This is a genomic window from Citrobacter sp. RHBSTW-00017, assembly GCF_013797615.1.
GTDB classification, from domain to species: domain Bacteria; phylum Pseudomonadota; class Gammaproteobacteria; order Enterobacterales; family Enterobacteriaceae; genus Citrobacter; species Citrobacter braakii.
This window is the reverse complement of the sequence record NZ_CP056899.1, coordinates 2,759,752-2,774,226: the sequence shown is the minus strand read 5'-3', so window position 1 is coordinate 2,774,226 and position 14,475 is coordinate 2,759,752. Positions and strand designations below refer to the sequence as shown.

General features: G+C 51.9%; 15 protein-coding genes. 8 read left to right on the top strand and 7 right to left on the bottom strand.

Annotated features, from left to right (window positions below; all coding sequences use genetic code 11):
• Window positions 1-42 precede the first annotated feature (42 nt).
• From HV037_RS13410 to ydhT, 3 genes are read left to right on the top strand one after another with little or no spacing between them, the layout of a single operon-like run.
• Complete coding sequence (locus HV037_RS13410) at window positions 43-711, top strand: 4Fe-4S dicluster domain-containing protein (RefSeq protein WP_016152923.1); 669 nt, start codon at window positions 43-45, stop codon at window positions 709-711.
• Window positions 708-1,493, top strand: a complete 786-nt coding sequence (gene phsC / locus HV037_RS13405) for a thiosulfate reductase cytochrome B subunit (protein ID WP_016152924.1) — start codon at window positions 708-710, stop codon at window positions 1,491-1,493. Before HV037_RS13410 ends, phsC begins: the two co-directional genes overlap by 4 nt.
• 3 nt (window positions 1,494-1,496) lie before the next feature.
• Entirely contained in the window at window positions 1,497-2,309 is an 813-nt protein-coding gene (gene ydhT / locus HV037_RS13400; RefSeq protein ID WP_016156379.1) for a protein YdhT, read from the top strand.
• Window positions 2,310-2,318: 9 nt separating this feature from the next.
• Here ydhT and HV037_RS13395 read toward each other — a convergent pair whose 3' ends face one another.
• From HV037_RS13395 to HV037_RS13375, 5 genes are all read right to left on the bottom strand, one after another.
• A complete protein-coding gene (locus tag HV037_RS13395) occupies window positions 2,319-2,996 on the bottom strand; it encodes an ABC transporter permease subunit (RefSeq protein WP_103283862.1) in 678 nt (225 codons plus the stop codon).
• Entirely contained in the window at window positions 2,986-3,771 is a 786-nt protein-coding gene (locus HV037_RS13390; RefSeq protein WP_016156381.1) for an amino acid ABC transporter permease, read from the bottom strand. Before HV037_RS13390 ends, HV037_RS13395 begins: the two co-directional genes overlap by 11 nt.
• Window positions 3,771-4,589, bottom strand: coding sequence for an amino acid ABC transporter ATP-binding protein (locus tag HV037_RS13385; RefSeq protein WP_016156382.1), 819 nt, complete (start codon window positions 4,587-4,589; stop codon window positions 3,771-3,773). The genes HV037_RS13390 and HV037_RS13385 overlap by 1 nt, the downstream gene beginning before the upstream one ends.
• 1 nt (window position 4,590) lies before the next feature.
• Complete coding sequence (locus HV037_RS13380; protein WP_016156383.1) at window positions 4,591-5,424, bottom strand: ABC transporter substrate-binding protein; 834 nt, start codon at window positions 5,422-5,424, stop codon at window positions 4,591-4,593.
• Between the two features lie 204 nt (window positions 5,425-5,628).
• Window positions 5,629-5,769 (bottom strand): hypothetical protein, encoded by a 141-nt coding sequence (locus HV037_RS13375; RefSeq protein ID WP_016152930.1) that lies wholly within the window; start codon window positions 5,767-5,769, stop codon window positions 5,629-5,631.
• A 331-nt stretch (window positions 5,770-6,100) separates the two neighbouring features.
• On the opposite strand from HV037_RS13375, the gene HV037_RS13370 reads away from it, so the two are divergent.
• Complete coding sequence (locus HV037_RS13370) at window positions 6,101-7,582, top strand: APC family permease (protein ID WP_016152931.1); 1,482 nt, start codon at window positions 6,101-6,103, stop codon at window positions 7,580-7,582.
• 21 nt (window positions 7,583-7,603) lie between these two features.
• Here HV037_RS13370 and HV037_RS13365 read toward each other — a convergent pair whose 3' ends face one another.
• Both HV037_RS13365 and HV037_RS13360 read right to left on the bottom strand, forming a co-directional pair.
• Complete coding sequence (locus HV037_RS13365; RefSeq protein WP_016156384.1) at window positions 7,604-8,302, bottom strand: cache domain-containing protein; 699 nt, start codon at window positions 8,300-8,302, stop codon at window positions 7,604-7,606.
• Between the two features lie 24 nt (window positions 8,303-8,326).
• Complete coding sequence (locus tag HV037_RS13360) at window positions 8,327-9,052, bottom strand: GntR family transcriptional regulator (RefSeq protein WP_016156385.1); 726 nt, start codon at window positions 9,050-9,052, stop codon at window positions 8,327-8,329.
• Window positions 9,053-9,367: 315 nt separating this feature from the next.
• Between HV037_RS13360 and HV037_RS13355 the strand changes: the two genes are divergently transcribed.
• From HV037_RS13355 to HV037_RS13340, 4 genes are all read left to right on the top strand, one after another.
• Window positions 9,368-10,795 carry a gamma-aminobutyraldehyde dehydrogenase gene (locus tag HV037_RS13355; protein WP_016156386.1) on the top strand — a complete coding sequence of 476 codons (1,428 nt, stop codon included), beginning with the start codon at window positions 9,368-9,370 and terminating at the stop codon, window positions 10,793-10,795.
• 11 nt (window positions 10,796-10,806) lie between these two features.
• Window positions 10,807-11,280, top strand: coding sequence for an ester cyclase (locus HV037_RS13350; RefSeq protein WP_016152935.1), 474 nt, complete (start codon window positions 10,807-10,809; stop codon window positions 11,278-11,280).
• 88 nt (window positions 11,281-11,368) lie between these two features.
• On the top strand, window positions 11,369-13,261 hold the full coding sequence (locus HV037_RS13345) for an NAD(P)/FAD-dependent oxidoreductase (protein ID WP_103283861.1): 1,893 nt from the start codon (window positions 11,369-11,371) through the stop codon (window positions 13,259-13,261).
• 3 nt (window positions 13,262-13,264) lie between these two features.
• Window positions 13,265-14,473 carry a cytochrome c gene (locus HV037_RS13340; RefSeq protein WP_019076697.1) on the top strand — a complete coding sequence of 403 codons (1,209 nt, stop codon included), beginning with the start codon at window positions 13,265-13,267 and terminating at the stop codon, window positions 14,471-14,473.
• The last annotated feature ends 2 nt before the right edge of the window (window positions 14,474-14,475 follow it).

The following is a 14,475-nucleotide window of genomic DNA, read 5'->3' as shown; positions in this document are numbered from 1 at the left end:
AACGTGTGGACGACCACTGTCACAGTATTAGAGGATAACCCGATGTCCTTCACCCGACGAAAATTTGTCATTGGCATGGGGACGGTGATTTTTTTCACTGGCCCAGGTCAAAATCTGTTAGCGAGTACCAGGAGTTCTAAAGACGTACATTACGTCATGATTCACGATGAATCACTGTGTAACGGATGTAATATCTGCGCCCGCGCATGCAGGAAAACCAACCATGTTCCTGCGCAGGGTAGCCGTTTGTCGATAGCTCATATTCCGGTTTCGGACAACGACAACGAAACGCTGTATCACTACTTCCGTCAGTCCTGCCAGCACTGTGATGATGCCCCCTGTATTGAGGTGTGTCCGACCGGCGCCTCATGGCGAGATGACAACGGCATTGTGCGGGTAGACACGTCTTCCTGTATCGGCTGCAGTTACTGTATTGGCGCGTGTCCTTATCAGGTGCGTTATCTCAACCCGCAGACCAAAGTGGCGGATAAATGCGACTTCTGCGCTGAATCTCGTCTGGCGAAAGGTTTCCCGCCGATCTGTGTTAATGCCTGCCCGGAACATGCGCTGATTTTTGGTCGCGAAGATAGCCCGGAAATTCAGACCTGGTTGAGAGAAAATAAGTATTACGAGCATCAACTTGCAGGCGCCGGGAAACCCCATCTGTATCGTCGGTTCGGTCAACATTTGATTAAAAAGGAAAATGTATGAACGCGTCGCAGAATGCCGAACAGTTTCACGCCCAGCTTGCGCAGTATGTTCCCCTGTTTTCACCGGACTACTGGCCTGTGTGGTTGGTCATCGCCGGGTTAATGCTAGTGGGGATGTGGCTGGTGCTGGCGCTACACGCCATGCTGCGCTTTCGGGCCGCGCATAAAGCGTCGGCAGGGCACGGTGAGAAAGTCTATTTATACTCGAAGGCCGTTCGTTTGTGGCACTGGTCGAATGCGCTGCTATTTCTGCTACTTCTGGTCAGTGGCCTGGTCAATCACTTCTCCGTCGTCAGTGCGTCGGTGATGAAAAGCCTGCTTACCGTGCATGAGGTCTGCGGCTTTTTGCTGCTCGCCTGCTGGATTGGCTTTGTCCTGATCAATCTGATTGGCGGCAACGGGCATCACTATATTATCCAACGTCAGGGCTGGATCGGACGAGCGCAAAGACAAACGCGTTTTTACCTGTTTGGCATTATGCAGGGCGAGTCACACCCATTCCCGGCATCAAAGCGTTCTAAATTCAACCCGCTACAGCAGGCGGCCTATGTTGGCGTGATGTATGGCTTACTGCCACTGCTGTTGATCTCAGGGTTGTTATCGCTCTATCCGACGGTTGTCGGTGACCTGTTCCCCGGCGTGCGTTACTGGTTGCTCCAGGCGCACTTCGCGCTGGCAATAATCAGTCTGTTTTTCATTTTTGGGCATCTTTATCTCTGCACGACAGGTCGTACGCCGGGCGAAACCTTCAAGTGTATGGTGGATGGCTATCACCGGCATTAAGCGATGATGATTACGCGAAGTGACTTACGGGCCTGGCGCGTTGGGCCCGTAATGTATCGCTGGTTTCTACGCGCGTTTCCAACTGGCGGAAGCTACGCTGATGTCCATCGTGCGCTCCAGCGGGAAGGGTATACAGACTGGGCAAATAGTCTGGTGGAATACGGCTGGTCAAAATGGCGGGAAGAGGCGAGTTTTGCCCAGCAGGATATTCGCGCGATGGGGAATATTTCCCGTGTGCAAACGGCGGGGGAAATCAGCCCTCCGCTGGCGAGTGCGGAAGATAATGCCCGATTCAGTTGTGCAGGCGATAACGTTAAAATCACCAGCGCCGGGTATGCCGCACAGATCGCCAGCGCAGGTTACAGCGCACGTATTGGTAGCGTAGGCTATAACGCGCATATCGGCAGTTCAGGCGATCGCGGGCGAATTGCGGTTGCGGGAAATTCGGCACGTATCAGTAGCGTGGGTGACGGGACGCGTATCGCCAGTACCGGCATGCGCGTACGCATCAGTTCGCTCGGCGACAGAAACCGGATTGCCTGCGGTGGTGATTTAACTCAGTTGGCCTGTTTTGGCGCAGAGTCTAAAATCGCCAACTGCGCCGACAACATCCACATTATTGCCAGCGGAGAGAACGCCGTTGTTGCCAGTACCGGTGTTGTCGATTCGATAATACTCGGCCCCGGCGGCTGCGCGGCGCTGGCCTATCACGATGGCGAGAGAATGCGTTTTGCACTTGCCGTTGAGGGGGAAAATAACATTCGGGCGGGCGTGAAATATCGGCTCAACGAAGACCACCAGTTTGTGGAATGTTGAGCCGTGATCTCATTTTAACGCGAAGCGGCGTTGGGTGATTTTCTCCAGGCTCAGGCACAGCAGGTAATAGACCAGTCCCGTAAAAATAAAAATGGCTGCCGGATAGATTAGTACCCGGCTGTTAACCTGACCCGCAACCGTTGTGAGTTCCGGCACGTTAACGATAAACGCCAACGACGTGTCCTTCAGTAATCCAATAAAAATCCCCGTCAGCGATGGCAGTACGTTACGCAGCACCTGCGGCAATAAGATAAGCCACAGGGCCTGATACGGGCGAAAACCCTGAACCACGGCAGCATCATATTGCCCGCCAGGCAGCGCGCTAATTCCTGCATACACTGAGTGCATGACCGAGGCAGCGGTGAACCATGCCAGCGCCAGCGTCACGGTAACGGCTCCGGGGAGATCGCTTCCGGTCAGCATGGGTAGCAAATACCACATCCAGAAAATCACAAAGATTAGCGGAATGCCGCGAATAAACTCCGCCCAGATAAACAACCCGTTGCGAACCGTGCCCGGAAAACGCCAGGCGCAGCAGGCAAGAACTATCCCACCAGGCAAGGCCAGCAGCGCCGCGCCGAGAGCCATCAACAACGTGAGCAGAACGCCGCCGGGTTGTCCCTGAGCCACCCGTCCCCACAGGAGATAATCAAGATTGTCGGTAATGACCGAAATATTAGCGATCATGCAGTATGCTCCTGACGCTGAAGATACGCGTTTTAACCTTTGACGATTTACCCGATGCAGGTCGTGGGCCAAGACGCGTAAGCAGCATACCCAGAACGATGCCTGTGAACAGATAGAGCGCAGTGCCAACAGCAAAGGCTTCCAGCGCGTGCGCGTTGTAGCTCTCAATTTGCCGCACCTGGTAGGTGAGCTCAGCAAATCCAATACCACTGGCAAGCGAGGAAAGTTTCATCAGGTTAAGGTATTGCCCAACAATGGGTTGCCAGGCGTTCGCCAGTCCCTGAGGGAGCAGAATGTGACGAAACGTCGCCCAGGATGAAAAACCCTGCGCCACGGCAGCCTCACGTTGTCCGGCAGAAACCGCCTGTAAACCAGAGGCGATCTCCTCGACCAAAAATGCCGAGGTAAATACGCCCAGCCCCCATGCTGAACAGATAAACTCTGGTGTTAACCACCAGACATCGCCTGGCAGAATAGACCAGGGATGCTCTGCATTGATGAAGGTAATGATGTTGCGGGGCAGCCAGTTCCATGCGGCAAAATACCAGAACATCAGTTGCACCAGTAAAGGCGTGTTGCGAAACACCGAAATCCATACACTGACCACCGCTTTGTTGAAGCGATTGCCCGTCAGACGCAGGCCGAGTAGGAAGATGGCAATGAGCGTGGCGAGTACGACACCTGCCAGTGTCACCCAGAGCGTGGTGAGAAAACCGGAAATTATCCATTGCAGAGGTTGCCCGCTCAGCACTCCCTGCCAGTCCATTGCAAGCATTATAGCGATGACTCCTGGTGTAACGGGTCGAGCACTTTTTTCAGGAAACGCTGGGTTCTCGGGTGCTGTGGCCGGGTGAAAAAATCCTCCGGCGCGGCCACTTCAAGAATTTCTCCGCCATCGATGAATACCACGCGATCGGCAATCTCACGGGCAAAATGCATTTCATGGGTCACGACGATCATGGTGATACCGCTGTGGGCCAGGTTTTTCATCACCTGTAATACTTCGCCGATCATTTCCGGATCCAGCGCGGAGGTGGGCTCATCAAACAGAAGGATTTGTGGCGATGAGGCCAGCGCGCGGGCGATGGCCACGCGCTGTTGCTGCCCACCGGACAACTGTGCGGCATAAGCGCTCGCTTTTTCTGCTAGTCCCACCTGATCCAGCAATTCGAGTGCCCGACGCGCCGCTGCCGCCTTGTTCCAGCCGTGAACATATTCCAGCGCCAGCGAGATGTTCTGATGCGCTGTCAGATGCGAATAGAGATTGAATTGCTGAAAAACGAAACCGATACGGCTGCGTAACTGGCGTAATGCTGCCCCGCGCAACTGACTAATTGGTTTGTCATCAATGAAAATCTCGCCACCGCTGAGCGACTCAAGCTGGTTGATAAGGCGTATAAGCGTGGATTTTCCCGAGCCAGAAGGGCCCAGAATAGTCACCACTTCACCGGGTTCAACTGACAGGCTGACGCCGTTAAGTACGGTATGAGTGTCAAACTGTTTGATGACATTGCGCAGTTCGACGCTTGCCTGGCGCAAATGGTTAAAATCCGCCGCGGAAACTGCACAACGATGAAACAGGGCTGAGAGCATATTACTTCGCTTCTATTTTAAAGGCGCGGGGTTGCGGATTTTTGGTTTCAGGGCCAAACCAGACATCATAAATTTTTGCCGCCTGCCCGGTAGATTCCAGCCTCAAAAGCTCATCATTGACGGCTTTTAACAGCGCTGGCTCACCTTTTTTCACTCCCACGCCGATCTCTTCTTTGCTCAACAGATCAGGCAGAATTTTGAAATCTGCTTTATCCGGCGCACCGCTTAATAGACCGGCCAGAATCGTACTGTCCTGGGTGATGGCCTGAACATTGCCATTGCGTAGCGCGGTTAACGCCAGTGGAATATCGTCGTAGGCCAGCACACGCGACTGCGGGAAGCGCTGATGTAGCGCCTGCTCACCGGTAGTACCTTTTACCGCGCCGATTCGCGCTTTGCTGTATGCATCGAGCTGGTCCGGGGATTTGGCCGGTACCAGGAACTGCTGCCCGGTAACAAAATAGGGGACGGAGAAGTCAATGACCTGCGCCCGCTCAGGCGTAATCGTGATATCCGCCACGATTAAATCGGCTTTACCGGATTGTAATAACGGAATGCGGTTTGCCGGATTAGTCGCTACCAGTTCCAGTTTTACGCCGAGGGATTTTGCCAGCGCTTCAGCAAAATCAACGTCATAGCCGACAATCTTATGCGTTTTTGCATCGATGGAGCCAAACGGCGGATTCGCGTCGAATGTCGCAACTTTTACTACACCTGCGGCTTTGATATCGGCCAGTTGGTCAGCCTGAGCCTGCGAGGCGGCAATGCCGGTGGCCAGCAGCACGCCGAGTGCCAACAGTGTTTTTTTAGCGCGGTAAGTTTTCGTTGCCATCATGATGTAAATCCCTGTCGTTTTTGGTTTGTGCTTTTTACGCTCCCATAACTTACGTTCAGGACAAAATAAGAAAAAATTCTTATCTATTTACAAAATGTTATTAGTGAAAGCGGTGTTAACAATGGGTAAACGCAATGGGAAATGTAGATAAGAGGAGGGGCATAGTCTGGCGGTAAAAAAACCGGCATTGCGCCGGTTTGGAAATCAGATTTTACAGGCGTCGCCGCAGTCATTATCAGCAATAATGTCCTGCGCTTTCTTGTCTGCATCTTCCAGACGTTCAGCATTACGCTCTTGCGCTTCTTCCAGTCCATCAAAGACCAGATTATCGAGATCAATTTCCATCATTCACCTGCTCAGGTTCAGCGTTTAACATCACATTATTATATTGCAAAAATGTTGCTTAACAGCAGCGATTCTTGCTAATTAGCGTCGAACTCAATTCGGGGTGCCTGTTTACCCGCCAGTTGGCCAACAATTCGCAATTGCTAAAGAACCGTGAAGCGGAAATACCGAAAAATGCTTGTGCCCTCGACTGTTCTACTCCCACTTTTCCATTAACGTGATGTGCGATCATTTTTAACAAATTAGCGACAAAATCACTATACATATAACTTAATATCTTTTATACATTAATTGTTCAACCCTGCGACTATTCCACAAAAGAGAAAGCTATATGGAACAGACACCTGATAAGAAAAACGATAATTTTCAAAAAGATGGCAAAGAACAGTTCAATCGCTCGATCGGTCTTATTTCAAACTTTGCGTTGGGGTTTACCTACCTTTCGCCGCTTACCGCCGTCTATTCGCTGTTTGCACTGGCCGTAACGCTGGCGGGGCCGCCCGCAGTCTGGTGGATTTTAATCGTCGCATGTGGACAACTTTTGGTGGCGTTGGTGTTTGGTGAGGTCGCTTCCCAGTATCCGATAACCGGCGGGCTTTATCCCTGGGCCAGAAGGTTATGGGGCAAGAAATATGCGTGGATCGCTGCCTGGATTTACCTGTGGGCACTGGTGGTCACCATTACGTCAATCGCGGAATATACTTCAACATTTGTTGAGTCGCTCTTCCACTATGGTCAGACGCCAGCCACTATGTTGGCGACTTCCGTCCTGCTGCTGCTTTTGATGATGGCTGTTAATATGTCCGGGACTAAAAATCTGGCTCGGGTCGCAAAAATTGGCTTCTGGTGTGAAATCGTTAGCGTGATTGCGCTGGGAATTTATCTGCTGATATTCCACCGTTCGCAGCCATTCTCCGTAATTTTTGATTCGATGGGCGTGCTGGCGCATGACGGCAGCTATTCCACCGCGTTTATGTCTGCCGCGCTGATGGGGCTGTTTATGTTCTTTGGCTTTGAGGCCTGCGGTAACGTTGCGGAAGAGGTACAGAATCCAAGTAAAAAGATCCCGGTTGCGATGATTTTGAGCATCGTATTTGGTGCGATTTCGGCGATTATTTCCGTCATGGGATACCTCCTGGCTTCACCAAATCTGGTCAGTATCGTGAATGGCAAAACATCTGACCCGATTCCGGCCATCCTTAATGAAGCTCTTGGTGAAACTGGTGCAACTATCTTTATCATCGTCGCGATTGTGGCGATGCTGTCGTGCATTTTGTCTCTGCAGGCTGCGTTAAGCCGCCTTATCTTTTCTTTCTCCCGCGACAGAATGCTGCCGGGAAGTGAGTGGATGTCAAAGATCTCTAAAAATGGCGTTCCGGATAATGCCATGGTTGTTAGCTGTCTGCTGCCAGTCATCATCTGCGTTTGGGTCTATTTCCAGCCAGACAACCTGTCGCGTATTACCGCGTTTGCCGTCATCGGTATTTATATCTCGTTCCAGATGGTTGTGCTTGCCGCACTGCGCCAGCGCCTGAAAGGCTGGAAACCGGCAGGGGAGTGGACCATTGGCGGTTGGGGCGTGATTGTGAACGTGCTGGCGCTAGCCTATGGATTGTGTGGGATCTGGTTGTTGGCGCAACCGGCAGACAGCAGCGATTTCATCGACCGTTGGACGGTACTGTTCGGCCTGGCGATTGTCGTTGGCTCCGGGCTTATCTATATGTTCCTGACCCGACCGTTTGGTCGCTCTGCGGCACCGGAAAACGACGCCATTGCCTACGCTAACAAGCTGAATATGGGGCAGGATAACTAAACACTAAGGGCCTTCGGGCCCTTAGTTTTGATAGTGATAAAGGATAAAGTAGTCGCTCTGATAAACAACGGTACTGTTTGCGGGAGAGAGTAATTCACCCACGCGAAAACGTGGCCAACTGGAAAAGATAATTCTGTTTTCCAGATTGGTCAGAATGACATAGTCAGAATGAGCGCAGGAGAGCAGTTCGGCCTCAATCTGACTGACCAGCAGATCGACGGCGGCAACGCCAAGAAACTGATCGTTGTAGTAGACCGGCACTGCCGAGGTCAGGGTGTAGGAAATATTGCAGATATAGTCGACGTAGGGACCGTGGATATAGGCTTTTCCTGCCGGAGGTGAGTGCTTAAACCACTCGAAGGTTCTGAAATCCAGGCGTTGCTGGGTGGCCTGATCTAAATCGAGGTGCGCCTGACTCAAACCATTATCTTTCTTATACCACCATTCCAGCAGCCAATACTCTTTTGTGGTGGCAGTGCTCTCAATATGGCTGGCGAACCCGGCCCCTGAACAGTAATGATTGTTACTGAGGGTGCGCTTGATGTGTTGCTGAACGGTAGATCTCACCGATGGATCGAGGACAACTTCTGCTGAGGCCTTTTGCACCCCGGAAATCGCCTCATGGATGCTCCTCGCCAGCGCAACGGTAGAATCTACGGTAGAGGCGGTAATATCATCAATCTTACGAATTAATGCGCTTAAGGATGTCGAAGAGCTCATTGTCTGTCCTGCCTTCACTGATTGTCAGTTCGAGTTATATTTCAGCTTTTTTTCAATAAGGTAATAGGTAAACGTGTCGATGATCCGTGTGGCAAGCTGCACGGATTCTGCCTCGTTGTGAGCTGCCAGCGCATCGGCCAGTGCCGAGTAAAGCGCAATAATTTCGGCATGAATGTTGTCTGCGCGATAAAGTATCGCCACCAGCGATGCCCATTCAGCCTGGACCTGCAGCTCCTGATTGGCCAGTCGCGCCGAATGTGAACTGGCAGCTATCGCCAGTAGACAGCGCATATCGGCCTGGGTCATCAGCTCTGGTGAGTTTGCCTTGCTGAGCACCTCAACAAACTCGCGAAATTTGGCGATATCCGCGCCGGTCATCCGTCTGGAAGCCAGCCTTGCGCTATGGCTGATAATGGCGCAATGCATTTCGCCCAGGTCAGAAAGATAATCCGTACTGATCGCTTTGAACGGATGCAGGGCGCTGTTTTTGCCATCAATATTTTCGCAAACGAAGCTCCCGCCATTTCGACCACGAACCGTATGGATAAGATTATTAGCCCGAAGCGTGTTTAGCGCTTCTCTGATAGTGATATGTGAGACACCCATCATCTTTGCCAAATCAGTTTCGTTGGGGAGCTGTTCTTTTGGCTCCAGCAACCCCGTGATAATGGCGTTTGACAGGCGCTGCACTATCTGGTCTGAACGACTGACCTGCCCGATAGGCGCAAATATGACCGCGTGAGTAATCATAATCTTTTCTGCACTCAATTCCCTGAAACAACGACCATTTTTAACACATGCCCGTCAGGCAAGGAAGGTAAGAATGGCCGAGTTATTTTACATGCCTATGCGCAACGTCACTGCACAAGCGGATGTGTGTCCCGATAACTTCATGATGAGCTGAGCATAAAGCCTCGGCTCACGATGAAAAGCCTTATCCCGAAAATGTAAAAATTAAGTTAAAAATGCGAGGCTTATCATAGTGTCAATGTTGCGCATTTGAAAATCTTTTACAATATATATATTACATAAGTTTCTTTATGTATTAACGGGCAGGAGACAGACATGAAAACCCTGAAGCATTTTATCAATGGGCAATACGTAGCAGGTCGTAGCGAAGATACCTTCGAACTGGTGAGTCCGGTCGACGGCGAAACGTATGCATTATCACCCAACGCCGATGCGGAAGAGGTGGAGCAGGCCTACTCGGCGGCGGAGGCGGCGTTTAGCATCTGGCGAAAATCGACGCCGGCACAGCGGCAAAAGGCGTTATTGCAACTGGCAGATGAGATTGAACGAAACGTTGAGCGGCTGGTGAACGCGCAGAGTCAGGAGACCGGTCAGCTTCGCCATTTTATTGAGAAGGAAGAGATCGCGGCATCCTGCGATGCCATCCGCTTTTTTGCCGGTGCGGCGCGTTGTCTTGAAGGGAAAGCAGCAGGGGAATATTCCGCCGGGTTTACCTCGACTATCCGCCGTGAACCGCTGGGTATCGTTGGACAAGTCACGCCATGGAACTACCCGTTCATGATGGCGGTATGGAAGATTGCGCCAGCGCTGGCGGCAGGCAATACGGTCGTATTAAAACCCAGCGACACCACGCCGGTCAGCACGCTGCTGTTGGCTGAACTGGCCGCGCCGTTGTTCCCAAGAGGGGCGTTTAACGTCGTATTAGGTAAAGCCAGCACCGGTTCGCTGGTGGTTTCAAACCCGAAGGCCTCACTGGTTTCGATTACCGGTTCGGTCCGCGCGGGCCTACAGGTTGCGGCTTCGGCAGCGGCGAACCTGACCAAGGCGCATCTGGAATTGGGCGGGAAAGCGCCTGCGGTGGTGTTTGCTGATGCAGATATGGACAAGGCGATCGCGACGATCACCACGGCAGGCTTCTTCAATGCCGGCCAGGATTGCACGGCGGCTACGCGTATTCTGGTCGAACAATCCATCTACGCTGAATTCCTGGAAAAGCTGGTTCAGAAAACGAAGAGTATTAAATTTGGACCGCCAGCGGATCAGGCTGCGCTATATGGCGCATTGAACAGTAAAAACCAACTGGAGCAGGTGAAAGGCTTTATTGCGCGTTTACCGGCACATGCAAAAATTGAAACGGGTGGGCGTGCCGGGCCAGGTCCGGGCTTCTATTTTGAGCCGACGATCGTCTCCGGATTGCATCAACATGACGAAGCTATTCAGCATGAAGTATTTGGACCGGTAATGACTATTCAGCCGTTTTCGACTGATGAAGAGGGTCTACACAAAGCGAATGATGTGGAATATGGTCTGGCCGCCAGCGTCTGGACCAGTAACCATGGTCGCGCACAGCGCTTCAGCATTGACCTCGATTTTGGCACCGTGTGGATTAACAATCACATTCCTCTGTGCGCCGAAATGCCGCACGGCGGGTTCAAAAAATCGGGTTATGGCAAAGATCTCTCATCCTACTCGCTCGAAGAATATACCCGGGTGAAACATATCATGTGTGACATTTCTGAATAGAGAGGATTTCGATGAAAACATTAAACATAGCGGTGCTTTCATTCGTGATGTTCTCGGGCTATAGCCTGGCAGAAAGCACATCGCTGAATACCGTTAAAGAGTACATGGCGGCCTGGAATGCACACGATGCTTCGCGAGCCGCGCAATATCTTGCTGATGACGCAGTCTATTATGATGCCGCCGCTGGCGAACCGATAAATGGCAGAGAAAAAGCTGAAAAAGAGGTTATCGGTGCCTTTATTAAGGCGGTGCCAGATCTGAGCTGGAAAATGGTCGGCAAACCCGTTTACGACGAAGATACCGTGGCGTTTCGTTGGGAGTTTTCTGGCAAAAATAGTGGTGAATGGGCAGGGAGTCCGCCGACAAATAATCCGATAAAATTTGAAGGTGTCAGCTATATTCATGTTAAAGCAGGTAAAATCACCTGGCAGGGTGATTATTATGATTCTAAAAAACTGGATGAAGAGTTAAAGCCAGGGAAATAGTCGGCTGTACCCCTTTATTACTATGAAGGGGGACATCTCTTATTTGTGTCGTATTTAGGGCTGTGTGTAGCAATAAGGAAAAAAGTTAATGGCAATTACCAGACGTGATTTTCTCAACGGCGTCGCGGTGACTATTGCGGCGGGGCTTACCCCGCTGGAATGGGTCAGGGCGGCAGGAAAGGGAAACGCATTTATAGATGGAAATTATTATCCGCCAGGGCTGACGGGGCTGCGGGGTAATCATCCTGGATCGTTTGAAATGGCGCATGCAGTAGGCCGCGAGCATAAACATTTTGATTTAAACGCTCTGCCCGTTGAGGAAGAGTACGATCTGGTGATTGTGGGCGGCGGTATTAGCGGGCTGGCTGCCGGTTGTTTCTGGCGCCAGCTTGCCGGGCAAAATAGCCGGATCCTGATCCTCGATAACCATGACGATTTTGGCGGGCACGCCAAACGTAACGAATTTACGAGCTCAGGTAAGAAATTACTCGGCTATGGCGGTAGCGAAGCATTCCAGTCGCCCGCGCACAATTTCAGCCCTGAGGTGCAAAAACTGATGGAAACCGTGGGCGTCAGCGTCACGCGGTTAAAAGAGAGTTTTGACGTAAACTTCTACCCCGACTGGCAGCTCAGTCGTGGCGTTTTCTTCGACAAAAAGAATTTTGGCGAGACAAAAATCGTCAGCGGCGATCCGGGGCGCGCGGTATCTGATGATATCCCGCCGAACAGGCTCAATGGCCGTAAAATTGAAGACTTTATCAATGATTTTCCGCTAACTGAGCACGACCGAAAGGCGTTGATCGACCTGCACGTCCATCCTGGCGACTATCTTCCGGGCATGACGGTCGATGAGAAAATGGAATGGCTGGATACCCACAGCTACAGTGAATTTTTGGCCACAAAAGTTGGTTTGAGCAAAATGGCGCTGCTTTATTTTCAGCAGCGTTCTAATGACTTCTTTGCCATCGGCATTGAAGGCATTTCCTGTAGCGATGCCAGGGCGTGCGCATTACCCGGCATGGAGGCGCTGGGAATACCGCCGTTGGACGGCGAGTCGCTGGCCGACCTCGAAGAGCCGTATGTTTACCATTTCCCTGACGGTAACGCCGGGCTGGCCCGACTGTTAGTCAGGTATATGCTGCCGGATGCGCTACCGGGTAACACGATGGAAGACTCTGTCCTTGCCAGACTGCATTACGAAAAGCTGGATCTGCCGGAAAACACCACGCGCTTGCGTCTGAATAGCACGGTGATTAATGCGGCCAACACAAAGGATGGCGTGGTGGTGACCTATCTGCGTGACGGCAAAATGCATCGCGTGCGCGGTAAAAACACCATCATGGCGGGCTATAACATGATGATCCCGTATCTGGTGCCTGAGATGCCGGAACAGCAGCAGGCGGATCTCAAACTGAACGTGAAGGCACCGCTGGTGTACACCAACGTGGTGGTCAAAAACTGGCAGGCGTTCAAACAGCTTGGCGTGCATGAATTTTACTCTCCGGCGGCACCTTACAGCCGGATTAAGCTCGACTATCCGGTCAGCATCGGCGGGTATCAACACCCGGCCTCACCGGACGATCCGATGGTCATTCACATGGTCTATGTGCCTACTTATCCAGGCAGTAATTTGTCGGCCAGAGAACAGTTCCGTCTTGGGCGAGCGTATTTACTGGGGACCACATTTGCGACGCATGAGGAGATGATTCGCTCCCAGTTGCAGGAAATGTTTGGCTCAACGGGCTTTGATAATCAACGCGATATCTCCGCCATTACGGTTAACCGCTGGGCGCATGGCTATGCGTATTACGCCAACGCGTTGTTCGATGATATGGATAAAATGCCAGAAATTATCGAGCGGGCGCGTCAGCCAGTTGGTCGCATTGCCATCGCTAATTCCGATTCTGACTGGGGGGCTTATGCCCATACGGCCATCGACCAGGCATGGCGTGCGGTTAATGAACTCAAGGATATGGGGTGATCTATGCGTAATGTAACCGTTCTTGCCGCCTGTTTGTTTACCGCCTCTGTGAGTGCAGCGGAATCTAATGGCGAATATATCGCCCGTATCTCTGACTGTGTGGCCTGTCATACCACCGAAGGGGGGGCGGCGATGGCGGGTGGCAAAAAGTTTCCTACTCCGGTAGGGGATATTTATTCGACCAACATTACCCCAGACAAAACCCAGGGTATTGGTAATTACTCATACGAGGATTTTGACAAGGCCGTACGTCAGGGAATTGCTAAAGATGGTCATCCGTTATATCCGGCCATGCCTTATCCCTCTTACGCAAAACTTTCTGATGACGATGTACAGGCGTTGTATCGCTATTTTATGCATGATGTCACCCCCTCTGCGCAGCCCAATAAAGAGAATGCCATTCCGTGGCTACTCTCCGCCCGCTGGCCGCTGCATATCTGGAACTGGCTGTTTACCGACGCGCCAGCGACGGCTGTAGAACGTGCAAAAACGGATGACAACGCTGCGTTAGTAAAACGGGGCGCTTATCTGGTGGAAGGTCCCGGACACTGCGGTTCTTGCCATACCCCGAGAGGCATGGCGATGAACGAAAAAGCGTATACCAATGCTGATGCCGAGTACCTGAGCGGCGCGATGATCGACGGCTGGTATGCGCCTTCGCTGCGCGGCACGGGAATGTCTGAGCAGGAATTAAAATCGCTGTTGCTGACCGGTAAAAGCAAGCATGCCGCGGTTTCAGGTTCGATGGCTGAAGTCGTTACGCAGAGTACACAGTACCTGACCGATGACGATGCCACGGCGATCGCGCAATATCTGCTGAGCCTGAAAAGCGAGAAGCCTGAAACGGTGCGCGCAGCGGCAACTACGGTGTCATGGTCGAATTCACCCGAGGCGGGCAAAGTGACCTATAACCGTTACTGCTCCACCTGTCACGGTCTGGAGGGGAAAGGTACGGATGATAACGCACCTTCTTTGATCAACAATCCGCTGGTGATGGTTGATGACCCGACGCCGCTATTCAGAGTGATTGCCCACGGCGCAGAAACACCGACAACGCGTGGCAGCGTCTCCTTTAAGATGCCGGCTTACGGTGGCATGTTAAGCGACAACGAAATGCGCGACGTGATTAATTACGTGCGTAAAAGTTGGGGAGAAGGGAATGGCGAAGTGAGCCAGGAGGACCTGGCAGGGATTAAAAAAGCGTCACATTAAAC